General features: G+C 74.0%; 19 protein-coding genes and 1 pseudogene. 14 read left to right on the top strand and 6 right to left on the bottom strand.

The annotated features are described in order from the left end of the window. Positions 1–224 precede the first annotated feature (224 nt). Both ACIQI7_RS21460 and ACIQI7_RS21465 read right to left on the bottom strand, forming a co-directional pair. Complete coding sequence (locus ACIQI7_RS21460) at positions 225–743, bottom strand: GrpB family protein (protein WP_401112324.1); 519 nt, start codon at positions 741–743, stop codon at positions 225–227. Between the two features lie 121 nt (positions 744–864). Beyond that, positions 865–1401 (bottom strand): annotated as a pseudogene (locus tag ACIQI7_RS21465) (GDP-mannose 4,6-dehydratase); the annotation flags it as partial. Positions 1402–1618: 217 nt separating this feature from the next. Between ACIQI7_RS21465 and ACIQI7_RS21470 the strand changes: the two are divergent. The 6 genes from ACIQI7_RS21470 to ACIQI7_RS21495 all read left to right on the top strand — a co-directional run bounded on the left by ACIQI7_RS21470 (position 1619) and on the right by ACIQI7_RS21495 (position 7870). After that, entirely contained in the window at positions 1619–2212 is a 594-nt protein-coding gene (locus ACIQI7_RS21470; protein ID WP_401112327.1) for a TetR/AcrR family transcriptional regulator, read from the top strand. Further along, positions 2209–3045, top strand: a complete 837-nt coding sequence (locus ACIQI7_RS21475; protein WP_401112329.1) for an alpha/beta fold hydrolase — start codon at positions 2209–2211, stop codon at positions 3043–3045. Before ACIQI7_RS21470 ends, ACIQI7_RS21475 begins: the two co-directional genes overlap by 4 nt. Positions 3046–3522: 477 nt before the next feature. Beyond that, complete coding sequence (locus tag ACIQI7_RS21480) at positions 3523–4881, top strand: discoidin domain-containing protein (protein ID WP_401112332.1); 1359 nt, start codon at positions 3523–3525, stop codon at positions 4879–4881. Positions 4882–4883: 2 nt separating this feature from the next. Beyond that, positions 4884–6239 carry an MFS transporter gene (locus ACIQI7_RS21485; RefSeq protein ID WP_401112477.1) on the top strand — a complete coding sequence of 452 codons (1356 nt, stop codon included), beginning with the start codon at positions 4884–4886 and terminating at the stop codon, positions 6237–6239. Further along, entirely contained in the window at positions 6236–7210 is a 975-nt protein-coding gene (locus ACIQI7_RS21490; protein ID WP_401112334.1) for a hypothetical protein, read from the top strand. The genes ACIQI7_RS21485 and ACIQI7_RS21490 overlap by 4 nt, the downstream gene beginning before the upstream one ends. A gap of 276 nt (positions 7211–7486) precedes the next feature. Further along, positions 7487–7870 carry a hypothetical protein gene (locus tag ACIQI7_RS21495; protein WP_401112337.1) on the top strand — a complete coding sequence of 128 codons (384 nt, stop codon included), beginning with the start codon at positions 7487–7489 and terminating at the stop codon, positions 7868–7870. Between the two features lie 599 nt (positions 7871–8469). Here the strand turns inward: ACIQI7_RS21495 and ACIQI7_RS21500 are convergent. Together ACIQI7_RS21500 and ACIQI7_RS21505 are read right to left on the bottom strand one after the other, a co-directional pair. Further along, a complete protein-coding gene (locus ACIQI7_RS21500) occupies positions 8470–8838 on the bottom strand; it encodes an STAS domain-containing protein (RefSeq protein ID WP_401112338.1) in 369 nt (122 codons plus the stop codon). A gap of 9 nt (positions 8839–8847) precedes the next feature. Next, the gene (locus ACIQI7_RS21505) at positions 8848–9171 is read right to left on the bottom strand and encodes a hypothetical protein (RefSeq protein WP_401112340.1); all 324 of its coding nucleotides are present in this window, start codon (positions 9169–9171) and stop codon (positions 8848–8850) included. A gap of 160 nt (positions 9172–9331) precedes the next feature. On the opposite strand from ACIQI7_RS21505, the gene ACIQI7_RS21510 reads away from it, so the two are divergent. From ACIQI7_RS21510 to ACIQI7_RS21530, 5 genes are all read left to right on the top strand, one after another. Then, positions 9332–9643: a helix-turn-helix transcriptional regulator gene (locus tag ACIQI7_RS21510; protein WP_401112342.1), complete on the top strand. Its 312-nt coding sequence runs from the start codon at positions 9332–9334 to the stop codon at positions 9641–9643. Positions 9644–10077: 434 nt separating this feature from the next. Then, positions 10078–10701 (top strand): DNA-binding protein, encoded by a 624-nt coding sequence (locus ACIQI7_RS21515; RefSeq protein WP_401112344.1) that lies wholly within the window; start codon positions 10078–10080, stop codon positions 10699–10701. Positions 10702–10708: 7 nt separating this feature from the next. Continuing rightward, a complete protein-coding gene (locus tag ACIQI7_RS21520; protein WP_401112347.1) occupies positions 10709–12928 on the top strand; it encodes a hypothetical protein in 2220 nt (739 codons plus the stop codon). Then, entirely contained in the window at positions 12925–13632 is a 708-nt protein-coding gene (locus ACIQI7_RS21525) for a helix-turn-helix domain containing protein (protein ID WP_401112349.1), read from the top strand. Before ACIQI7_RS21520 ends, ACIQI7_RS21525 begins: the two co-directional genes overlap by 4 nt. A gap of 279 nt (positions 13633–13911) precedes the next feature. Then, complete coding sequence (locus ACIQI7_RS21530; RefSeq protein ID WP_401112352.1) at positions 13912–15552, top strand: Helicase associated domain protein; 1641 nt, start codon at positions 13912–13914, stop codon at positions 15550–15552. Positions 15553–15766: 214 nt separating this feature from the next. On the opposite strand, the gene ACIQI7_RS21535 is transcribed toward ACIQI7_RS21530, so the two are convergent. Then, the gene (locus ACIQI7_RS21535; RefSeq protein ID WP_401112355.1) at positions 15767–16567 is read right to left on the bottom strand and encodes an MBL fold metallo-hydrolase; all 801 of its coding nucleotides are present in this window, start codon (positions 16565–16567) and stop codon (positions 15767–15769) included. Positions 16568–17175: 608 nt separating this feature from the next. Beyond that, positions 17176–17565, bottom strand: a complete 390-nt coding sequence (locus ACIQI7_RS21540) for a VOC family protein (protein ID WP_401112358.1) — start codon at positions 17563–17565, stop codon at positions 17176–17178. A gap of 538 nt (positions 17566–18103) precedes the next feature. On the opposite strand from ACIQI7_RS21540, the gene ACIQI7_RS21545 reads away from it, so the two are divergent. The 3 genes from ACIQI7_RS21545 (at position 18104) to ACIQI7_RS21555 (ending at position 23675) form a co-directional block, all read left to right on the top strand. After that, on the top strand, positions 18104–18841 hold the full coding sequence (locus ACIQI7_RS21545; RefSeq protein ID WP_401112360.1) for a hypothetical protein: 738 nt from the start codon (positions 18104–18106) through the stop codon (positions 18839–18841). 251 nt (positions 18842–19092) lie between these two features. Continuing rightward, complete coding sequence (locus tag ACIQI7_RS21550) at positions 19093–20448, top strand: lanthionine synthetase C family protein (RefSeq protein ID WP_401112363.1); 1356 nt, start codon at positions 19093–19095, stop codon at positions 20446–20448. Next, positions 20445–23675 carry a lantibiotic dehydratase gene (locus ACIQI7_RS21555; RefSeq protein WP_401112366.1) on the top strand — a complete coding sequence of 1077 codons (3231 nt, stop codon included), beginning with the start codon at positions 20445–20447 and terminating at the stop codon, positions 23673–23675. The genes ACIQI7_RS21550 and ACIQI7_RS21555 overlap by 4 nt, the downstream gene beginning before the upstream one ends. Positions 23676–23855: the final 180 nt, after the last annotated feature.

Here is a 23855-nt window from a genome sequence, read left to right on the forward strand (position 1 = left end):
AATTTTTTTTTTGGGGGGTGGGCCGCCCCCGGGGGGGGGGGGGGGGGGGGGGGGGGGGGGGGGGGGGCGGGGGGGGGGGGGGGGGGGGGGCCCCCGGGGGGGCCCCCCCCCCCCCCCACCCCCCACCGCTCCGCGCCATGGAGCCGGACCGCAGCTGCTTTCGGTGTCAGCGAGGCAGGGACGGGGAGTCGGCTTGAACGGCTGGAAGGCCGGCCTGCGCAGCGCTACGTCGATGCCCGTCCCCGCCGGGCGTCATCCATGATCTCCGCGACGGTCCGGGCCTTGAGCTCGGAGTAGGCCAGGAGGTGGCTCGCTTGCCCGGCAGCGCGGTGCTTGGCCCGCGCATACCGCTCGGCTGCGTCGGGATGGCCCGTCAGGTGATCGCGGAAGAGGACGTTGTCCTCCCACAGCTGACCGCCGCTTTCGACGACGTGGACGTTGGCCGGCCATCCGGAACGTCGGCGCATGTACTCACGTCCGGGCACACCCGCCTGCCCGAGATGTTCGAAGCCGAGCCCTCGGAGCCGCTCAACCACCACGGCGACGTCGGCTCGCCGGCACCCGACCTGGACATCGATGACCGGCTTGGCATCAAGACCGGGAACGGCGGTGGATCCGATGTGCTCGACATCCGCCGGCACTCCCTGCAGCAGCGCCGAGACCTGGCACACGAGGTCGCGGCCCAAGTCCGCCCACACCGGGTTGTAAGCGACCACATGGATCGGTTCGTCGAGGTCAGCCATGGCAGGAGGGTATCGGGCCGGCACCACAACGGCGGTCCAACCCCCGGGTCGGAGCGGGCTGTCGGGCCGGTGTGCAGGGGCGTCCCTCACCGCTGGTCCGACAGCCCCCGCGCCCCCGCGTTCAGACCTGGTAGCGCTCGGGCGCGAACAGGTGCAGGTGCTCGGCGACCCAGTCGGAGGTGCGGCGCAGGCCCTCCGCCAGACCGACGCGCGGCCGCCAGCCGGCGAGTTCGTACGCCTTGCGGTTGTCGGAGAGCAGCCGTGCCACCTCGCTGCCGCCGGGGCGCAGCCGGCTCGGGTCGACCACGACCTCGGCGTCGCGGCCGCTGGCGGTGATCAGCGCGGTGGCCAGGTCCCCGATGGAGATCTCGTGCCCGGTGCCGAGGTTGAGCACCTCGCCGACGGCTCGCTCGGCCCGGGCGATGGCCGGGAAACCCTCGGCGGTGTCCGTGGCGTAGCTGAAGTCGCGGGTGGGGGCGACCGACCCGAGCTTGATCTGCCGTGCTCCGGAGTGGAGTTGGGCGAGCATGGTGGGGATCGCCGCACGGGCGGACTGGCGCGGTCCGTAGGTGTTGAACGGGCGGACCGCCGAGACCGGCAGTTCGAAGGCGTGCCAGTAGGACAGGGCCGCCATGTCGGCGCCGATCTTCGAGGCGGAGCCGCCCCGAAGTCAGCCCCGGAGCTCTCCGCCCCGGCAGCGTTCAGTGATCACCGCTCTCCGGATGTTCCCGGGCAACGACGGCCATGGCGCCTTCTGGCAGTGGCCGGGACTGGGCCCTCCGCAACCTCAGTACCGGCGTGAGCCCCCCCTTTCCTGCTTGCGTCCCTAGGACTCCTAGGTTAAAACTAGGACCCCTAGGAACATGGGAGGGTGAATGGCGCGGGCAGGGCTGACGGCGGAACGGGTGACGATCGCGGGTGCCGAGCTGGCGGATGCGGTCGGGCTCGACCAGGTGACCATGTCGCAGGTGGCGCGGCGGCTCGGCGTGAAGGATGCCAGCCTCTACACGCACGTCCGTGGGCTGGAGGATCTGCGCGGACGGATCGCGCTCCTGGCGGCGGACGAGAAGACCATCCGTATCGCGGAGGCGACCTCCGGACGGGCGGGCAAGGACGCGCTGGTCGCGTTTGCCAACGCCTGGCGGGAGTACGCCCACACGCATCCCGGCCGCTACACGGCGACGCAGACCCCGATCCAGATCGACCCCGAACTGGCCGCAAAGGCACCCGGACCACGGCGTGCGGTCGAGCTCACCTACGGCATGCTGCGCGGCTACGGACTCACCGAGCCCGACCTGACCGACGCGGTCCGGTTGCTGCGCAGCACGTTCCACGGCTTCGTCGCCCTGGAGGCCGCGGGCGGGTTCGCGCACGAGCGTTCGCCGCAACAGTCCTGGGTCCGCGCCCTCGACGCGCTCCACACCCTCCTGGAGCACTGGCCCCTGTCCCGAGAAGGAGACTCCGCATGACCGACCCGACCATCGGCAGCCTGCGCGTGAACGGCGCGACCCTGCACTACGAGGTGCGCGGCCAGGGCCCGCTCCTGCTGCTGATCCCCGGAGGGGCGGGCGACGCGGCCTCCTTCGACGGCATCGCCGACGACCTGGCCACCGAATACACCGTCGCGGCCTACGACCCGCGCGGCATGTCCCGGAGCACGCTGGACGACCCCGAGGCCGAACAGCGAGTGGCCGAGCACGCCGACGACGCCTTCCGGATACTGGAACTGCTGTCGCCCGGTGAGCCGGCGCGCGTTTTCGGTTCCAGCTCTGGCGCGATCGCCGCCCTGCACCTGCTCACCGCCCACCCCGAACGCGTCGACCGCCTCGTGGCGCACGAGCCGCCGGTCGTGGAAGTCCTTCCGGACGCCTCCGAACATCGCGCGCTCGTTGCGCGCGTACAGGCGACGCTCCACGCAGAGGGACTCATGCCGGCGATGGCCGTGTTCGCCGCGGGTCTGAAGAAGGACGGCGACACCACCGAGCCGAAGGCCGGGATCGAGCTTCCGCCGCAGGCCGCGGCGCGGGCTGAGCGCACGATGGCCAACCTGCCCTACTTCGTTGGGCGCATCGTGCCCAGTTTCATGTCCTACGCCCCGGACATCCAACGGCTGGAGGAACTGTCGGACCGTCTGGTACTCGCCGGCGGCCAGGACTCACGCGGCGAACTGCCCTACCGTCCGGCCGCTTTCCTGGCCGAACGTCTCGGCACGGAACTCCGGCACTTCCCCGGCGGGCACACCGGCCTGACCACGCACCCCACCGAGTTCGGCGAACTCCTCCGGAAGGCCTTCCGGGCCTAGACCCGAATCGGACCCGCCCGGGTCGGCACCCGCACCCGTAGCAGGCCGCGGCGCGGCCACGTCGCCGAGCTCCAGGACGCGGTGCGCGCGTTCCTCGCCGCGGTGGACACCGACCCGGGAGCCGCGCACCAGGAGTTCTTCCAGCGCTCCTGGTGCGCGGTCCGCGTGTCGTGCTTCTGTCTCCGCTGTACCCCGGGGGGTACCTATCGGGTCGCCGCCCCGGGGCGCCCGCAGGCCGGTGTCCATCGATCCGCGCGGGATTTCGGCGCCCGGACTATTGTCAGGAAACTTTACTTTTCACTAGGCTCTCGGCGGCGGCTTGGCGCGGCGCCCCTCGATCGGAGCGTGACGCGCTCAGCGAGAGCTCTGACCCGGCCGCCGTGGTGGTGAGGCAACCACCGCTCGACCGGCGGGGATCGCGTGCGGGCCCCGTCGGAGTCCAGCTCTCGCCGTCGTTCTAGGTCAGGGAGTTCAGGGATGCGTCCCCAAGTCTCGGTAAGGCCTGTTCACATCGGAGTGTTCGCCGCGGTGCTCGTGCTGGTCGGCGGACTGTTGCTCGGCTGGTCCGGGCGGGCGGGAGCGGCGGCCGATCCGCTGCTCTCGCGGGGCAAGGCCGCCACGGCCTCGTCCACGGAGGGCTCGTCCTACGCGGCGGGCAAGGCGTTCGACGGGAACACCGGTACCCGGTGGGCGAGCGAGGAGGGGAAGGACCCGCAGTGGCTGCGGGTCGACCTCGGGGCGAACGCCACCGTCTCGCGGGTCAAGCTCTCCTGGGAGGCCGCGTACGCGAAGGCGTACCGGCTGGAGGTGTCGGCGGACGGGGCGACCTGGACCGCCGTCGCCGAGGAGAAGGCCGGCAACGGCGGCACGGACGACTGGACCGGGCTGACCGGCAAGGGCCGGTACGTCCGGATGTACGGCACGGCCCGGGGCACGTCCTACGGGTACTCGCTGTACGAGATGGAGGTCTACGGGGTCACGGACACCTCGCCCTCGCCGACCGCCACGCCGTCGCCGACCGGGACCGCCCCGGGCGGGGCGTTCACCGTCGTCGCGGCCGGTGACATCGCGGCCCAGTGCACCGCCTCGGACAGCGCCTGCGCGCACCCGAAGACCGCCGCCCTCGCCCAGAGGATCGACCCGAAGTTCTACCTGACGATGGGTGACCACCAGTACGACGACGCCCGGCTGGCGGACTTCCGCGCCTACTACGACAAGAGCTGGGGCGCGTTCAAGGCGAAGACCCACCCCGTCCCCGGCAACCACGAGACCTACGACCCGGCCGGCTCGCTCTCCGGGTACAAGGCGTACTTCGGCAGCATCGCCTACCCGCAGGGCAAGAGCTGGTACAGCTTCGACGAGGGGAACTGGCACTTCGTCGCCCTCGACTCCAACGCCTTCGACCAGAGCGCCCAGATCGACTGGCTCAAGGCCGACCTCGCGGCCAACACCCGCAAGTGCGTCGCCGCCTACTGGCACCACCCGCTGTACTCCTCCGGCGGGCACGGCAACGACCCGGTCTCCCGGCCGGTGTGGCGGATCCTCTACGACGCCCGGGCGGACCTGGTGCTCAACGGGCACGACCACCACTACGAGCGGTTCGCCCCGCAGGACCCGGACGGGAAGGCCACCGCCGACGGGATCGTCGAGATCGTCGGCGGGATGGGCGGCGCCGAGCCGTACCCGATCGAGCAGGTGCAGCCGAACAGCCAGAAGCGGATCAGCGGCGACTACGGCGTGCTGAAGCTGGACTTCACCGACTCCGGGTACGGCTGGAGCTTCGTCGGGACGGACGGCAAGGCCAAGGACACCAGCCCGACCTACAGCTGCCACTGATGATGTACCTGGCCACCACGGGCCGTCGTCCGGACGCGCCGCCCCGCCCCGCCGGGGTGGGGCGGCGCGTCCCGGGCACGGTCGTCGCGCTCGGCGCGGTCAGCCTGGTCACGGACGTCTCCTCGGAGATGGTCACCGCCGTGCTGCCGCTCTACCTGGTCCTGGGCCTCGGCCTCTCACCCCTCCAGTTCGGCTTCCTCGACGGGCTGTTCAACGGAGCCACGGCACTGGTCCGGCTCCTCGGCGGGCGGATCGCCGACCGCGGCTCCGGCCGGCACCGGACCGTCGCGGGGGCGGGCTACCTGCTGTCGGCGCTCTCCCGGCTGGGCCTGCTGATGGCCGGCGGGGCCGCCGGCGGGATCGCCGCCGCGCTGGCCGCGGACCGGCTCGGCAAGGGCGTGCGCACCGCACCCCGGGACGCGATGATCACGCTCAGCGCACCGCCGGAGACCCTCGGCCGGGCGTTCGGCGTGCACCGGGCGATGGACACGACCGGGGCGCTGCTCGGCCCGCTGGTCGCCTTCGTGGTGCTGTGGGCGACGGCGGACGCGTACGACGCGGTGTTCGTGGTCAGCTTCGCCACCGGCCTGCTCGGTGTGGTGGTGCTGGGCCTCTTCGTCCCGGCCGACCCGTCGGCCCCGCCGCCGCGGGCCGCGTCGACCCGCCCGGTCCCGTCCGCGCCCCCGTCCACGGTCCCGGCCGAGGGGCCGACCGCCACCCCGGCCGCTGACGGCCCCGCCGCCCCGGCCGCGGGGCCGAACGCCGCACCCGGGCCGGCCGGCCCTGCGGCCCGGTCGACCTCCGACCCCGCCTTCCGGCGGGTGGTCGCGGCCGCCGCGCTGCTGGGCGCCGCGACCGTCGGCGACTCCTTCCTCTACCTCCTGCTCCAGCGCGGCCTGGACCTGTCGGCCGCGCTCTTCCCCCTGCTGCCGCTCGGCGCGGCGGCCTGCTACCTGCTGCTGGCCGTCCCCGCCGGGCGGATCGCGGACCGCGCCGGACGGCGGATCCCGTTCCTGCTCGGCCACGGCGCGCTGCTCGCCGCCTACCTGACGCTCCTGGCCCCCTCGGGCCTGCCGACCGCCGTGCTGGTCCTGGTCCTCCTCGGCGTCTTCTACGCCGCCACCGACGGCGTGCTGATGGCGCTGGCCGCGCCCGCGCTCCCGGCCGCCGGCCGGGCGAGCGGCCTCGCCGTCCTGCAGACCGGACAGGCCCTGGCCCGCCTGGTCGGCGCGGCCGGGTTCGGCGCGGCCTGGACGTGGTGGGGGCCGCGCCCGGCCCTCGTCGCGGCCGCCCTCGCCCTGGCCGCCGCACTCACCGCCGCCTGGCGGATCCTCCCGGGAAGGAAGGCGCGCCGATGAAGTCGCGAACGGTCCTGCTGGTCCTCGCCGCCCTCGTCCTCCTGGGCGGCTCCCTCGGCTACGTGGTGCACGCCCGCCAACGCGACGGCGGACCGCAACTCGTCGCCGCGGACGCCTCGTTCACGCTCGACCAGCCCGGTCTCTACTACCGCGACACCGCCACCGGCCGCGTCGCCCGCAGCCCGGGCGGCGAGCCCGGCGGCCCGTCCTGCGCCCGCTTCTACGCCGCGGGGGACCGCGCCCTGTGCCTGCGCGCCCTGCCGGGCACCCCCGCCCGGACCCAGGCCGTGGTCTACGACCGGCGGTTCACCGAGCTCCGGTCGGTGATCGTCCCCGGGATCCCCAACCGGGCCCGGGTCTCGCCCTCCGGCCAGGTGCTCTCCTGGACCACCTTCGCCGTCGGCGACTCCTACGCGGCGGACCGCTTCTCCACCCGCACGTCGATCCTCGACCTGCGCACCGGCTACCTGATCAAGTCGGTCGAGGAGATCCCGCTGACGATCGGCGGCACCCGTTACCACGCCGCCGACGTCAACTACTGGGGCGTCAACTTCGCCGCCGACGACAACCGCTTCTACGCCACCGTCTCCACCGCCGGCCGCACCCACCTCGTCGAGGGCGACCTCAAGGCCTGGTCGGCCCGCACGCTGCGGGAGAACGTGGAATGCCCCTCGCTCTCCCCGGACGGCACCCGGATCGCCTTCAAGAAGAAGGTCTCCGCCGATCCCGCCGCGCCCTGGCGCCTCCACGTCCTCGACCTGGCCGACCTCCACGAACACCCGCTGGCCGAGACCCGCAGCGTCGACGACCAGGCCGCCTGGCTCGACGACGCCACCCTCGCCTACGCCCTTCCGGCCCGGGCGGGCGAGGCCCCCGACGTCTGGGCCACCCCCGCCGACGGCACCGGCACGCCCCGGCTCCTCCTGCCCGGTGCCTCCTCCCCGGTCACCGTCCCGCCCCCGCCGGCCTGACGCCCGTCGGCCCGCAGGCGGCCGCACCGGCCCGGGAGGGTGGGCCGCGCCCGCCCCCGTGGACGTGGACGAAGTGATCTCCGCGACGGTGCGCCGGCTGCGGGCGGCCCTCGACGCGCACGGGCCGGCGCACCGGCGCTCTACGCCCCGGGGCAGATGACGCCGGCCGGCGCCTCGCACCGTCCCACTCATTTACCTTTGCAGGCAAAGGTGTTTTACTGGCAAAGCCAACCGCCCCTCCTGGTACGGACGTACCCACGCGAACGGAGCTGCCCCGTGCCGCACTTCACCGTGCACATCCGCGAGGAAGCCCTCGACGGCACCGTCGAACCGAAGCTGATCGCCGCCCTGACCGACGCCGTCGGATCGGTCTTCGGCCCCGGCTTCGCCCGCCTGGTCGGGGTCGACCTGATCGGCCTCCCGGCCCACCGCCGGGGCGTCGGCGGCCTGCCGACCGACCTCGACAACCCGATCGTCACCCTCAGCATGCGCGAGGCGGCCTACCACCTCGCGGAGGTACCCGACGCCCCCGCCCGCCTGGTGACCGCCACCACCGACGCCCTGGCCGCCGTCCTCGGCGAGCACGTCCGTGCCCAGACCATCGTCACCATCGCCGGAACTCCGGAGGGTCGCACAGGAGTCGCCGGAGCCGTCGCCTGACGTGCGGCCCCGGCCGGGTGGCCCGCCCGGGGCCGCACAGGGCTCAGTCGGTCTCGGCGGTGTCGAGCGGCGTGCCGAACGCGGCGACTTCGGCCGGGGCGGAGCGGGCGCCTCGCCCGCAGGAGCGCGCTCATCGCCGTGAACTCCTTCGCGGGTCAAGTCGTCCGCGGCACGGTCCTCGCCGAAGACCGTCGCCGAGCACCTCTACGTCCGCGACCTGCCCGGCCCGCCGCTGCCTGCGTTCGATCGACACGTCCCACGATCGGTGCGACAGCGGCTCCTTGGCGTTGCGCCCGGTGTGGGCGGGTCCCGGGCCGGGCGGGCCTCGGCGAGGTGGTCGGCCAGGATGCGGCTGGTCCAGTGGTCGGTTCCTGTTCGTCACCGGCGACGGCGGGCCGCGCCTGGCCGCCGACGTCGGCGCCTACCTGCAGACGCTGCTGCCGGCCAGGGCCGCGTACGGCGTGGCCAGTTGCCCGCAGGGCCTGCTCGGCTTCTATGCCGACACCGTCCGTGACGAACTCCGCGTAGACGAAGGGAAGTTGCTCGTGGGGATCTCCTTCGGGTGCGCAGACGCCGCCTGTGTCGCCCTACTGAACTCCTCAGCTGCGCCGTCCGGTTGACGGGCGAGCCGAGCGCAAGGCGTGCTCGACGCTCGGGCAGACGGTGAACAGCGCGGTGGCGTCGGTGATCTCCAGGACCCGCAGGGTCTGCCGCGGGGGTGCGACCAGGACGAGGCGGACGCCTTCGGCAGTGGCGCGACGGCGCGTGGCCAGCAGCGCGTTGAGGCCGGTGCAGGTGAAGAACCCCACGCCTGCAAGGCCGACGGCGAGCACGCCGGGATGCCGGTCGAGAGCGGTGTTCAGGGCCTGCGTGGCAACCTGTTCGCTGTCGAGGGTCATGTCTCCGGAGAGGGCGCACATCAGAGCGTCGCCGACCTGTACGGTACGCGCCCCCAGCAGCGGCGGCATGTGTCCTCCTCAAGGCCGGGGCGCGACTTGCGCCGGCACCCGTGCCCTGCCCTCAGAAGCGGCAGGCTCGGTGGGGTCGGGCTCGGGGAAGGTGGACGCGAGCCGCTCCAGGGTCTCCCACAGGTCCAGGGCACGCTGGTGCAGTCCCGGCGCCGAGCCGCTACCTGCCTCCACCGCGCTCAGGTAGGCGTCTATCCCGGTCACCGCATGGCGCACCTGCCGTCGCAGCGGCTCCACGGGGTGGGCGTCCCCGCACGGCTCGCGGGGTGCGCCGATCCGCTCCGCCAGCGCAGCGGCCAGCCGGTCCAAGCCCTCCCTGCTGATCCGGTTCATGCAGACCATCTCCAAGCGGGGGGAACCCGTTGAACCGTTGCGCCAACGGTGCGGACTTGCGACACCTCTACTGTTGGTCTTCCCGCCGAACCTGTCAAATGATGCACGAATAATCTGTCGTGTTTCGGGCGTCGTGAAACATAGGTCGTATCGTGTAGCCATGGACGACGGCACGACGAGCGAGCGGCACTGGACCTTCCTGACCAACCACGCCCGTGTCTTGGTCCAGATCGCGAGAGACCCGGGTATCCGGGTGCGCGACATCGCCGCCAGCTGCCTGCTCACGGAGCGGGCGGTCCAGCGCATGATCACCGACCTTGAACAGGCCGGATACCTGAGCCACGAACGGCGCGGCCGCACCAACCACTACAGCGTCATCGCCGCCAAGCAACTGCGCCATCCCGCAGACGCGGGGCCCACGGTCTCCGAGCTCCTGGCCGTTCTCCTGCGGGAGCCCGTCAGCGGACACTGACCGGCCGCCATCCTGGATCCGGCCCGCGACCGGGTGCTGTTCCGGTACGAGGAGCCCGATCCTGTTCATGCGGTGGGCGACGGCGCCGAGGCCGGGGACCAGCCCCACGGTGAAGCCGCCCAGGGGTTCTGTCCGTCCTCGGTGGTGGGTCATCGGGTCTGGCCCTTGGCGATATCGCCGAGCACGTAGGTGCCGACCAGCGTCGCGCCGAGGAACACCGCGGCCTTCTGCTGTCGGGGACTCACTCTTCTCCGCCTCCTTCCGGAGTTGGTGACCGGCCACGGTCTCACCCAGCACTGACAAACCGGGGCGGGCCGGCCACCCTGGCATGCTTATGCGACTTACTAAAAAGGCATGGAGAGTATCGGAGCGGAGGCGTAGAGTCGCCTAGCGTTTCAAGTCAGGTGAATAGGCGTGGAGGTGCGGGTGTGTTCGTGACGACCGGTCAAGCCGGGACGGCCCTGGGGTGCTCCATCCCGACGGTGAAGAAGCTGATGGCCACCGGCGTGGTCCCGGGCGTGCGCGAGCAGGGGCGGCAGGTGTTCCCGCTGGCCGCGCTCCAGCAGTTGCAGGCCCGGCCCATCGCCGACCTGACCGTGCTCGGTACGGCCGAGGTGGCGGTGCTGCGCTCGGACGCCCCGACCCGGGTCGAGGAGCCGGACCGCGACTGGATCGGCTTCGGCACGGCGCTCGACGGGACGCAGCTGCTGGCGGCACTGTCCGGCTGGTGGCGGTGCGACCCGGCCCGGGTCGCGGCCGGCGCGGTGCTGCCGGTGACGGTCGCCGGGTTCGTCGTCGCGGTGCTGACCGGCCTGACGGAGTGGGAGTCCGACGGCACCGTCGGCACCGCGGCCCGGTACCGCTTCCCGAAGGCGCGGCTGGCCGGCTACCTGACCGACCTCACCGCCCCCGCCAACGCCGCCGACCCGGCCGACCCCGAGGACGCGCGCCTGGCGGGCCCGCTGCTCGGCACCCGCCTGCCCTCCGTCTCCGGCGGCCCGATCGCCTATGTCTCCACCGCGACCACCGCCGACCAGCCCGCCACCGAGGGGGAGTGACCCGCTGATGGACCGCAAGACGTACACCGCTGAGCTCGCCGGTCTGCGCGAGCTGCGCACCCAGATCACGGCCGCCGAGAAGGCCGTCGCGGCCGCGCAGAAGGAGCTGGACAAGCTCACCACCCGGCGCTCGCGCCGGGTCGCCGGGCTCGCGGGGTACGAGGGCGCCCAGGCGCCGGCCGTCGCGAAGGCCTCCGGACTGTCGGTCGGCGACGTCGTGCGGATCGCGCCGCTGCTGGACCCGACCCCGGCCGCGGTCCGAGCCACCAAGGCCGACGACCAGGCCGTCGCCGCTGCACCCGCCCCGGCCTCGGAGGCCGCGCCGGTCGCCGAGCCCGCCGTCGCGGTCGCCCCGCCGCTGACCCGCCCGGCTCCCGTACTCGAGCGGCAGGCCCCGGCCGTCGAGGCGCCGACCGAGGCCGAGGACCGGGCCGCCGTCGCCGAGCAGGCCACCCCCGCCGCTGCGCCGGTCGTCCCGGCTGCTTCGGTCGCTCCGGTCACTGCCGCGCTGCGTCCGGCGGTCGAGGCCGGTCCGCGCGAGCTGCCGACCCTCCCGGACGGCCCGGCGGGTGCCCGGTTCGAGGCCGTCACCACGGGCCTGGTCTCCAAGCGCCCGAACTTCACCCAGCAGGCCCGCAGCACGGTGTTCCTGGACGCCGCGACCGGCGACCTCGCGGTGCGCGACCGCGTGGTGCGCCTCGACCTCGGCGCCCGCACCCCGGCGGAGATCCTGGACGCCGTCCTGCACGCCGCGCCCGGCACCGAGCGCATCTACATCACCGCCGGCGCCCCGTGGCACGACGGCGCCGAGCGGTACTCCACGCTCAAGGACGCGGTCGCCGCCTGGCTGAACACCCCCTCGGAACGGTGGACCACCGCCGTGGGTTCGGGCCGGGACAAGCTCGCCGGGCACTTCGTCCACCAGCGCCAGCCCGTCGGCCGCTACGCCCCCGCCGCCGCGCCGGAGGGTCCGGTGACGGAGGTCCGGTCGATGGGGGAGTGGTTCGACCCGGACGGCGCCGACGTCGTCACGTGCCGTCAGGCGTTCACGCTGCTGTGGCAGGCGCTGCGCCGGCACTGGGACGACGCGGTGCTGATGGGCTCGCCGTCGCAGACGGGCCGGGACCTGTGGTCGCGCACCGTCCCGACGGCCGGGAAGTGGGCGGGCGGCTACCCGGTGCTGTCGGAGGAGCTGCGCGGGTTGCTGCACGCGACCGGCGGGCAGGGCCGTACCGAGCTGATCCTGCCCCCGCGGGTGCCGGAGCAGTTGCCCGCGCTGGTGGAGTACGACCGGACCTTCGCGTACGCCAAACACCTGTGGAAGTCGCCGGTCGGCACCCCGCGCCGGGTCACCGCGGCCGCGTTCGCGGCGATGACGGAGGCCGAGCAGACGAAGGCGCTGATGTCCTGCTCGCACTGGAACGTGCGGGTGACCGTCCCGGCCGGGTGGAACCACGTCGGCCTGCTGCCCGCCCCGGTCACCGGTGACCGGGCCTGGATCTACCCGTCCGAGCCGGGCGCCACGTTCACCACCTGGGCGGGCGGCGCGGAGATCCACCTCGCCCTGTCGAACCACCTCGCCCCGTGGAAGGTCGAGATCCTCGGCGGCCTGCTCTGGGAGGACGGCAAGCCGCTCGACGAGTGGGGCAAACGCCTCAAGGCCGCCTGGGCGGACCTGACCAACCTCTCCCGGATCCACGGCGACGAACGCCGGCGCACCGCCGCCTACCTCGCGTCCCGCGCGGTCCGCGCGGTGCTGCTGTTCGGCCTGGGCGGCTTCGCGCAGCGCCCGCGCCTGGTCTCCGGCACCACCCCGCTGGGCGAGGCGATCCCGGCCGGGGTGGAGATCCTCGGCCAGGACGACCACGTGGTGACCTGGCAGCGGCAGGCCGGCTTCTCCCGCGACCCGTACGCGCACCCCGAGTGGGCGGCCTACGTGTGGTCGGGGGCCCGCGCCGCGCTGCTGGACATGAAGTACCGCGACGGCAAGCAGATCGTCGGGTACGCCGGGGCGCTGCACGCCAAGCCCGGCACGGTCGTCTACTTCGGCACCGACGGCATCGCCCTGACCGAGCGCCAGCCCTGGCCCTACCGCGGTGAGCCGGGCGACTACCTCCTCAAGGGCCACCTCACCGGCCCCGTCGAGCACCCGGCCAGCCAGGAGCAGTACCTCAAGCTGCGCGGCCTGGGCCGCGCCGAACTCGCCGAGAAGGGAGCTGACCAGTGAGCCCGGCCGACCCGAACCAGCCGAACGAAGCCGCCCGCCTGACCCAGGAGCTGCTCGACCAGGGCTACACCAAACGCCAGGTCGCCAAGATGCTCGGCCGCGACGCCTCGCTCGTCTCCCAGTTCTTCACCAAGGGCAAGGGCAAGGCGTTCGTCGGCGCGCTGCGCCAGGTCGTGCGCGCGGTGCGCGGCGGCGAGCGCGACACCGAGACGCTGTCCGCAGTCGCCCAGGAGAACGTCGAGCGACGCCGCACCAAGACCGGGCAGAAGGCCCGGGTGCGGGGCAAGGACGTCGTCGGCGAGGCCGGCGGGTCGATGGCCGGCCGTGCCGGGAAGCAGGCCATCAAGTCCGGCGCCTCCCACCTCGCCCCGGTCGTCCACGAGACCGGCCAGGCAGGCGGCCGCCTCGCCTTCACCGTCCGGATGAAGGCCGACCAGTACACGTACTCGGCCGGGTCGGAGAAGGACTCCCCGGGCCTGCGCCGCGGCTTCGTCCCCCGCGCCGACGGCACGGAGGAGCGCACCTACGGCTCCGCCTCCACCGGCGGCTTCGACGCCGCCGAATGGTCCCAGCGCGTCGCCGACCACCACGGCGACGTCACCGAGGCGATGCGGGCCTGGCTGGTGGAGACCGGCCGCGCCGTCGAGGACGCCGACATCGCCTACCTCGAAGTGCGCGGCTGGGTGCCGCCCGAGCAGCGGTAGAGAGTCCGGGGTGTGACTGAGCGCTCAGTGGGCCAGTTGAGCGTTCGGCTTGCTGTCGGTCCGTTTCGTCTCGGTGGCGGCGACGCCGGTGCAGGAGGCCAGCCCCATGGTGGCTGTGGCGTCGAGGAAGAGCATGAACGTCCGTGTTCGATCCGCCGTGTCGATTCGGCCGATGCGGAGGAGTTCGTCTCCTGTGCCGCTGAGGATCCCGACTCGGGGTACGGGTCGCTTCGGCGTGGTGAGGTCGTGTTCCGCGGAAACGACCGGACCAGGCGGCCAATGCGACTTGGCCGCCTGGTCCGGTCGTTGTTCTGGGGCTGCGGAATCGGCTTCGGGTGCCTACCGCCCTGGCAGGACCGCGGCCCGGGGCGCCCTGCTCGGCGTCGCGGGGACTACGCGGGGGGCCGCGGAGCCAGCGACTCGGGGGACCTGCGCGAACTGCTCAACCTCCCCGCCGTCGCCGACCTGCGATCCCAGCGCAGCAACGAGGAACTGCTGCGCCTGGCCCTGCAGGTGGCGGTGCTGCGGGCGGTCGCCGACCTCGGCCTGCGCCGGGTGATCACGTTCCACTCGCGGGTGGCTGGGGCACGGGAGTTCGCGGGCACCCTGCCGGAGGCCTCGGAGCTGCTGCCCGACGCGGAGCGCCCGGAGCGGATCTGGGCGAGGGCCGTGGCCGGCACCGACCGCCTCAAGGACCGCCGGGCCGCGTTCGCCGACTTCAAAGCCCACACCGGCGAGGACGGCGAGGAGTGCGGCATCCTGTGCAACAGCCGGCTCCTGACGGAGGGAATCGACGTCGCCGCCGTGGACGCCGTCTGTTTCGCAGACCCCAAGAGCTCGGTCGTCGACATCGTCCAGGCTGTCGGCCGCGCGCTGCGCCAGTCCTACCGGCAGGGCAAGGTGTCCTGGGTCGTCATCCCGGTCTACCTGCCGACGCCCGAGGTCGGCGACGACACCGCGACCGCCGACGCGTCCGAGGTCCACGACGCCGGGGAGGCCGTGAAGGCCGAGGCCGACGCCGAGATCGAGGCCAGCTCCTTCCGCACCATCTGGCGGGTCCTGCGCGCCCTGGCCGCGCACGACGCCCGGGTGGTCGGCCGGATCACCGAGCTGCGCGCCTCCCGCTCGCAGGGCACCGTGCACACCGTCGCGACCCGGGCCGCTCCGGGCGCGGCCGCCGAGGCCGGGGAGGGCGAGCAGCGGCCGGCCCCGGCCGAGTCGTCGGTCGAGTGGCTGCGGATCGACGCCCGTCGGCACGCGTCGCGGATCCTGCAGACGGTGAAGTTGCGGGCGTTCAACCCGCGCGCGGTCGAGTGGCAGCGCATGCACGCGGTCGCGGCGAGGTTCCACATCGAGCACGGCCACCTCGACCCCACCGACAAGACCGAGCACGCCGAGCTGATCTCCTGGCTCACCCGCCAGCGCCACCTGAACGGCCGGCACCTCCTCGACCCCGCCCGCGTCTCCGAGCTGGACGCCCTCGGCATGATCTGGTCGAAGAACGCAGGCGCCTGGGAACGCGGCTACGCCTACGCCAAGGCCTTCCACCACCAGCACGGCCACCTCGCCATCCCCGCCACCGCGAAGCTCGACGACTACGCGGTCGGCGCCTGGATGCGCCGCCAGCGCAAGGCCGAGCACCTCACCACCGACCAGGCCTCGAAGCTGGACGCGCTGGACGAGCTGTGGCGCCTCGAGCCGGACTGGAACCGCTCCTACCGCCGCCTGCTCGCCTACCTCGCCGCCGGCGGCACCCTGGACGGCCCCGCGAACCGCACCGGTGGCGAGGCCGACCCCACGTTCCGGCCCGGCACCTGGCTGCGCAAGCAGGCGGGGGCCCGCACCGACGGCAGGCTGACCGACCACCAGACCGCGCTCCTGGACGCGCTCACCCGGCACGCCGAGGCCGTCACCGGCTGACCCGCCCCGCAAGACCCCGCCGTCCCGGCCCACCCGGGCCGGGACGGCCGTCGTACCTCGTTGCCGACTTCCGGAGGTACCGCGCGATGACCGACACCACCCGCCCCGACCCGGACAGCGCCGCCGCGCCCGACCGGCCGGAGCCGGCCTCCCGCAGCAGTCGGCCCGCCCCCGCCGACGGGGACCTCGATCCTCGACTCCCCGCCGGTGCGCCCTACAGTGCGACGAAGCGGCGCGGCCCGTCGACGGTCACCACCCGGCCGAAGCGCAGGCCCGGGAAGTGCGCGGCGACCAGGACGTCGTCGGTGTCCGCCGCCTCGTCGGCGATCCGGTTGCGGACGGCGGAGGCGGCGGCCGGGTCGACGTCCCACACCACCTGCCAGTCCCGCTCGGAGAGCTGGACCACCGAGTGGACGACGTCGCCGAGCAGCAGCGCCCGGCGCCCGCCCCCGGAGACCACGTAGACCGTGGATCCGGGGGTGTGGCCGGGGGCGTGCCGGGCGTCGAGGCCAGGGGCGACGGTGAAGTCCTCGTCGAACAGCTCCAGCCGTTCCTCGACCGGGGCGAGGGCGGCGGCGGCCCGGCCGTCCGCAGCCGGGCCGCCGCCGCTGACGAAGTGCTCCCAGTCCGCGCGGTGGAGCCGGTAGGCGGCGTTCGGGAAGAACGGCCGGCCCCGGTGCGAGGCCCAGCCGATGTGGTCGAAGTGGAGGTGGGTGAAGACGACGTCGGTGACGTCCTCCGGGGCGATCCCGTACCCGGCGAGCGAGTCGGGCAGGCCGCCGCCGACGTACCGGCCGTCGTCGTGGGCGCCGACACCGGCGTCGACCAGGACCACCCGGTCGCCGGTGCGGACGCAGAAGCCGCCGAGCGGCAGCTCCAGGGTGCCGTCCGGGCGGAGGTGTTCGCCGTGGCAGTCCCAGGGGTCGGCCACCCCGGGGCGGCCGAGGATGTCACGGGCCGTCTCCACGCCGGTGCCGTCATGGACGGGCAGGATCTCAATCTCGCCTATGCGCATGATCGTCCCCAACCCGCCCTCGCCGTGCCGTGTTCCCGTACGAACGAGAACACGGCGGCCCCACCCGGCTCTCCACCCCGCGCCGGATGCGCGGGGCCCGCACGACGCCGACGCCGCCGCACTGTTCAAGGACAAGATCACAGCCGACCGTCCAGTGAGCGACGCTCCCCGGCACCGCACCACGCCCGTACCCATGGACCGAGGCGATGCCTGAGGGTGGTGCCTCGATGCCTGCTCGTCGTGGCGGGGCGGTGGTCGTCCTCCCGGCCCGGACCGGGCGGCTGCTTGTGATGCCCGTCCAAGGCCGGCTCGACGCGGTCGGGGCCGTCCGAGCGGGTCGACGGGGCCGGGCTCGGCCCTCGGGAGTGGTGTGAGTGGCTTCGTCCACGTGAGTCAGACAGCTGAGCAGCGTCAACCCGGCTTCGTCCCTCCCGCGGAGGGCGCTGGCGCTGGCGGCCCCGTGCCGGCTGCTCGAAGCCGGCTGGTGTCACGTAGGGGAAGGTGTGGGCCTCGACCGCTACGGCAGGCCCCCGCTCGAGCGGGGGCCTGCCGTAGCACGAGAGGGCGTCGGTTGCGGCTCCCAGAGGAGTGGCCCTCGGTGCATGTGGTTACGAGGGCCAGCCGCCGTACGGCACGGTGATGAGTTCCATGGCGTGGCCCGCCGGGTCCATGAAGTACACGCCGCGACCACCGTCGTTGCGGTTGATCGTGCCGGGTTGCTGCCGCCGGGGGTCGGCGTAGTGCTCCACGCCGCGCTGTTCGATCTGCGCGTACGCCGCGTCGAACTCCTCTTCGGAGACCAGGAAGGCGTAGTGCTGGGGGGTGATGCTGTCCGCGGGGACGGTGGCGAAGTCCAGTGTGACGCCGTTGCCCAGGCCGACGGCGATGAACGGGCCCCACTCGGCGGTGATCTCGAGGTTGAGCAGGTCCGCGAAGAACTCAGCGGACTCCCGGTTGTTCCGGGCGTGGACGATCGTGTGGTTCAACTCGACTGACAAGGAATGCCTCCGAGGGCATGTCCCGACACCTCCATGCCTCACCCAGCCGGTGACCGACACGCGATGTTGCCGTGGACCTTAGCCTTGATCCACTCGGTGGGTCAACAGCAGCCGGTCGACCAGTCCGTCGACCAAAGGCCCGGCCCGGCACCGAGATCGCGGCGATCGACCACCACACGTCGGCGCCCGGTCCTTCGTCCTCCAGGTCCTCCAGCTTGGCGGCCGGCCGGGGCCCGCGCCCGTGGTGCCACGGTCGACCTCGACGAACGCCAGGTTGGTGACCCGGGCGTCGTCCGCGCCGGTGCGGCTGTAGGAGGTCGAACGGCCCGTAGGAGTCGCCCGGGCGCCGGGCGCCGGCGAGGAACACGAGGTGGGTTCGTACGACGGCGAGCCGGTGCCACGACCCGTACTCGAAGGCGCTTCGGTCACCGGGAGTCCTCGGAGCGGGAGCGGTAACGCTGAGTCAGCGGGTTGCCCGGTGGCGGGGCCGGTGAAAGCATGGAAGGACGACCCTCTCCTTCGATGAGGGAGGTCCGTGATGGCCGACAACAAGGACGACGGCGGAGCTGACAGGCCTCCGGGCGACGCGTCGGACCGGGCCCGGGACATTCGCGGCCCGCAGGATCCGCTGGTCGATCGATTCCGCCCGGAGCCGGGCCGTGCGCCTGAGCAGGGGCTCACGCTCAAGGGCTTTCTCGGCGACAGCGACCGGGAGGACCACCGGCGGCTCTACCTGACCAAGGGACTCGACTACTACGTCGAGTTCAGGGCCGAGGACGCCATCGACACCGCCCGGATCCCGCAGGACCAGCCGCCGTTCGTCGGAACGGAGGCCACCGAGGTCACGCTCCGGAAGGGAGCCGATATCGCCTACACCCACTCCGGTTCGGTCCGCACACCGGACGAGTTCGACCTCGACATCCGCCGCGTCCCCCGGGCGGGACCGCGGGCGCACCGGGCACCGCGGCCTGCGCGGGCGGCCCGGGGGCGCAGGGCCGCCGCCGCTGTCGAGACCTTCGACGCCGCGTGCGGCTGGCTGACCTGGGAATGGGCCACCTGCGCCTCCTGTGACGGGACCTGCGTCACCTGCGAGGACACCTGTCAGTTCACGTGTGAGGTCACCTGCTCGCCGCCCTCGTGCGGCGGAACGTGCCACACCTGCGGCACCTGCGAGAAGACCGGCTGCACCGGCTGCTGTCCGCTGTCGCTGCCCGGCGAGTCGCCCTGTGGCCCGAGCGAGATCGAGACCGCGTGCGAGACCTGCGGGATCTGCTGACCCGCAGCCCCCGGCCGTTGCGGCCCGGCCCGGCCCCGTTTCACAGCAGAACGCCTGGCACCGGAGCACCGTCCGTTGTCAGACCGGTGTTGGACGGTGTTGGACCGGTGCCAGACCGGTCGGCCGAAGGAGGTCGCGTGACCGGACACGACAACGGCCCGGTACCCGGCCGGAGAGCCGCCCTGGCACCGGGCCCCGGCCCTGGACCCGGGCCGGAAGAGGCGGGACCGGCACCCCGGCCCTGGCGCAGCATGCTCGACGGCGGCCGCCGGGCCGCCGCGCTGTCGGTCGCCGCCGAGGTCGCCGGACGATGTGTGGACCGCGGGCTGATCTGCGAGGCGCTCGCCCTGTCCGCCCGGCAGACCCGGTATCCGGAGACGGTCGGATGGCTCCCGCACGGCCTCGCCGGGGGCGACACCGGTATCGCGCTGCTCTGCGCCTACCTCGACCGGTGCGGGCCGGAGGAGGGCTGGGACGGCGTCGGCCACAGCTTCCTGGCCACCGGGCTGGAGGGGGCCGATGGTGGGGCCGGGCAACTCAACGACGGCCTGTTCAGCGGGCTCGGCGGCACCGCCTTCGCCGTTGCGGCACTCAGCCGCGACGGCACCCGCTACCACCGCGCGCTCAGCGCCCTCCACGATGAACTGGCCCCGCGCGCACGCACGGTGGCCGCTCGGCTCGCCGCCCGCCGCGCCGGCCGACCGGTGAGCGACTTCGACCTGGTCTCCGGGGCGAGCGGGCTGGCCGCCGCTCTGCTGCCACGCGGCCCACGCGGCCCACGCGGCCTACGAGGCCCGCGCGGGTCGCTCTCGGCGTCGGTCGGCGCGGAGCTCTCCGCTCTGCTCGGCGCGCTGGTGCGGCTGGCCGTGCCGGACGGTCTGACCGCGCGCTGGGCCACCCCTCCGGAGCTGCTCGGCGACCCCTCGACGCGTGCCGTCTACCCGTACGGGAACCTCAACTGCGGTCTGGCGCACGGAATCCCGGGCCCGCTGGCGGTGCTCGCGCTGGCCCTGCGGGCCGGCCACCGGGTGCCCGGCCAGGCGGAGGCGGTCCGCTACCTGGCGGACTGGTTGACGGCGCACCGCACCGACGACGAGTGGGGGGTCAACTGGCCGTCGGCCTTCCCGCTGCCGCCGCCGGACGGCCGGCCGCCCGCCCCGCCGCCCGTCCCGGGCCGCAGCTCCTGGTGCTACGGCAGCCCCGGGATCGCCCGCGCCCTGTGGCACGCGGGCGAGGCCCTGGACGACGAACGGCTGCGCGCGCTGGCCGTGGAGGCGCTCACCGACGTGCTACGACGACCGGCTGCCGCCCGCGGCCTCTGCTCGCCGACCTTCTGCCACGGTGTCGCCGGGCTTCTCCAGGTGGTGCTGCGGTTCGCCCACGACACCGGCCTGCCCCAGTTCGCCACCGGCGCGGAGGACCTGGCCGACCAGTTGCTCGCCCACTTCGAGCCCGCCCGCCCGCTCGGGTACGCCGCGGTGGAGCCCGGCGACAACCGGGTGGACCGGCCCGGCCTGCTGGACGGCGCCGCAGGTGTCGCCATGGTGCTGCTGGCCGCCGCGACCGACGCCGAGCCCGACTGGGACCGGCTCTTCCTGCTGTCATGACCGCCGACGGACCCGGAGACCGCGTCGGCCGGCAACAGGTCGGCCGGCAACACGTCCGTCGGCAGCGCGCCGGCCGGCCGCTCTATCGGCCGCTGGGCTGGGCGATGGTCCGGGCACCCCTGCTGCCCGCCGACGCGCTGGCCGTGGCCGGAACGGCCACCGACGGCGACACCCTCACGCCCGCCGACCCACGGGTCCGGCTCGCCGTCCAGGTGGCCAGCCACGACCTGGCCGCCGCTCTCGCCCGCACCCCGCCCGACGACCCCGCGGCGCGTCGGCTCCGCGGCAAGCTGGCCCGCTATCTGATCCGGATGTGCACCCGGCCCACGCCGTTCGGCGTCTTCGCCGGCGTCGGCCTGGTCCGCTGGACCGACCACACCGATCTGGCGCTCGCCCCCGGGCGGCCGCACACCCGCACCCGGCCGGACATGGCCTGGCTGCTCGGGCTGGTCCACCGGTTGGAGGAGGATCCGGACGTCCGCGCCGGCCTGCGGCTGACCACCAACGCGTCCGTCGTCCTGCGCGGCGGGCGCGCGCTGATCGCCGACGGCGGGCCCGACGGCGGGCCCGACGGCCGCTCGGAGGGAGTCTCGATCCGGCTCACCGCAGCGGTCCGCCAGGTGCTGGAGGACGCGCGCCGGCCGACGCCGCCGGATGTCCTGGCGGCCGGCCTCTCCCGGCTGGCGGGCGCGACACCCGCAAAGGCGGCCGCCCTGGTCGAGCGGCTGCGGGCCCAGGGCTTCCTGCAGTCGGACCTGCGGCCGCCGCTGACCGGCGGCGACCCGACCGGCCACGTCTTGCGCCGGCTGGCCGCCGTCCCCGGCGGGGGCGACGTCGCCGCCGGACTGGGCGAACTCGCCCGGGGCCTCGCCCGGTGGGACGGCCTCCCGCTCGCCGCACGCATCGACGGCTGGCCGGAGCTGGTCGGACGCGCCACCGCACTCCACCCGGCGGGGCCCGCCACCCCCGTCCTGCAGACCGACCTGGCGCTCACCCTGGACGGCCACGGCCTGAACGCCGAGGTCGCGGCAGAGGCCGCCCGCGCGGCCGAACTGCTGCTCCGCCTCAGCCCCTACCCGGCCGGCCCGCCACGGCTGGAGAACTACCGGCACTCGTTCCTGAACAGGTACGGGCCGGAGCGCCGGGTGCCGTTGCTGGAACTGATCGACCCGGACGTCGGGCTCGGGCCTCCGGTCGACACCCCGTCGAACCACGCATCGGCACCGGCCGACCAGCGGCGCGGCCGACTGCTGCTCGACCTCGCCCTCGCGGCCAACCGGGAGCGCCGCCGGCTGGTCGAGCTGACCGACCGACAGGTCGAGGAGCTCACCGCTCCCCGTCCGGACCCGGCCTCGTGTCCACCCTCGCTGGAGCTCTCGCTGTTCGTCGCGGCCGCCTCGCCCGCCGCCGTGGACGCCGGAGAGTTCCGACTGGTGGTCGGGCCCAACCTCGGGGCACCGGCCGCCGGCCGCCACCTCGGCCGCTTCGTCGACCTGCTCGGGCCGGCCGCCCGCGCGGGCCTCGACGAGATCGCCCGGCTGGAGCAGGAAGCCGGCCCGGACGCCCTGCTGGCCGAACTGGTCTACCTGCCGGAGCGGGCCCGCGCGGCCAACGTCGCCGTCCGACCGGCGGTCCGCACCCACGAGATCGTGCTCGGCACCGTCCCCGGCGTGCCGCGCCGGCGCGTCGTGCCGCTCGACGAGCTGGCGGTCGGGCTGCACGCCGGGCGGCTGAGCGTCGAGTGGCCCGCCGGGGGCGCGCGCGTCGTCGGCGTGCAGGGGCACATGCTCAACTCGATGGGCGCGCCGGCGCCGGTGCGCTTCCTGCTGGACGTCGCGGCCGACGGGCGCTGCCAGTTGGCCCCGTTCTCCTGGGGGCCGGCCAACGGCCTCTCGTTCCTGCCGCAGGTCCGGTACGGCCGGACCGTCCTCTCACTCGCGCAGTGGCGCCTCGACACCGCCGACCTGCCGGCCAGGGCGTCCGCCGATGCCTTCGCGGACGCCCTGGCGGCATGGCGGGAGCGGTGGACCGTACCCCGCCGGGTGTACCTGAGTTCGGGCGACAACCGGCTGTTGCTCGACCTGTCCGACCCGGACCAGACCGAAGTGCTGCGGGAGGAGCTGAAGGGTCTGCCCGACGCGCGGTCGGCGCTGCTCCAGGAGGCGCTTCCGGGCCTGTCGGACGCATGGCTGCCAGGCCCGGACGGCGGACACGTCTGCGAGCTCGTGGTCCCGCTGGTCCGCACGCGGCCGGCGCAGTCCGACGAGGGCGCGCCGACGGACCGGTCCCGGCCGGCCGGCGCGGCCGGGGGAGCGGCGTCGCCTGACGGCGCGGCACCAGCGGGCGGCACGGCACCGCCGCCGGTCGTCGACGGGGTGGCCGGGGCGCGGTCCGAGACCCGGCTCAGGCCGCCGGGCAGCGACTGGCTCTACCTGAAGCTCTACGGCAGCCGCTGGCAGCAGGACGAGCTGATCGCCGGACCGGTCCGGACCTTCGGGGAGTTCGTCACCGCCGCCGGGCTCGCCGACAGCTGGTTCTTCGTCCGCTACACCGACCCCGAGTGCCACCTACGGATCCGCTTCCACGGCGAGCGGCCCGTCCTGCTCGGCCCGTTGATGGACCAGGCCTGCCGCTGGGCCGGCGACCTGGTGGCGACCGGGCTCGGCACCAGGTTCGGCTTCGACACCTACGAGCGGGAAGTCGAGCGGTACGGCGGCAGCGAGGGCATGCGCGCGGCGGAGGCGGTCTTCGGTGCCGACAGCTCCTCGGCCGCGCGGCTGCTCCAGGCCGGCGAGGACGGCGAACTAGCCCTGGACCGCACCGATCTGGCGGTCAGCAGTGTCGACGACCTGCTCGGCTCACTGGGCCTGGCGCCGGACGAACGGCTGGCATTCTGCCGCGGCGCGGGCGACACCACCCGCGACGGCGGCGACGAGTACCGGCAGCGCGGACACCGGCTACGGGAGGCGCTCGGCCGGCCCGACTGCCCCGACACCACCGTCCTGCGCCTGATACTGGCGGAGCGCCGTGCGGCCCTCGCACCCGCCGCCGACCTGCTCACCGCCCTCCACCGGGAGGGCCGGCTCGCGCGGAGCCGCACCGAGCTGTGCCGCTCCTTCGTCCACATGCACCTCAACCGGCTGGTGGGTCTGGACGGCGACGAGCGGCGGGTGCTCGAACTGCTGCGCCGCACCAGGGAGGGGCTGGCCCGGGCCCCGGTCGCCTGACCGCCGAGCGGAATGCGGCGGAGGCGCAGTACTTCGCGGCAGGAGACCCTGGCGAGGCGGTGTGACTCCATGGCGCCGGCTTCGTCTACCGCACTGGCCGTGACAGCCGAGACGGCGACAACCGAACTCGCCGGGGCGCGCGGATCGCGATGTGGGTGACCGGTCGGGCGGAGGCTGCGG

Source organism: Kitasatospora sp. NPDC092039, from assembly GCF_044756065.1.
GTDB lineage: Bacteria > Actinomycetota > Actinomycetes > Streptomycetales > Streptomycetaceae > Kitasatospora.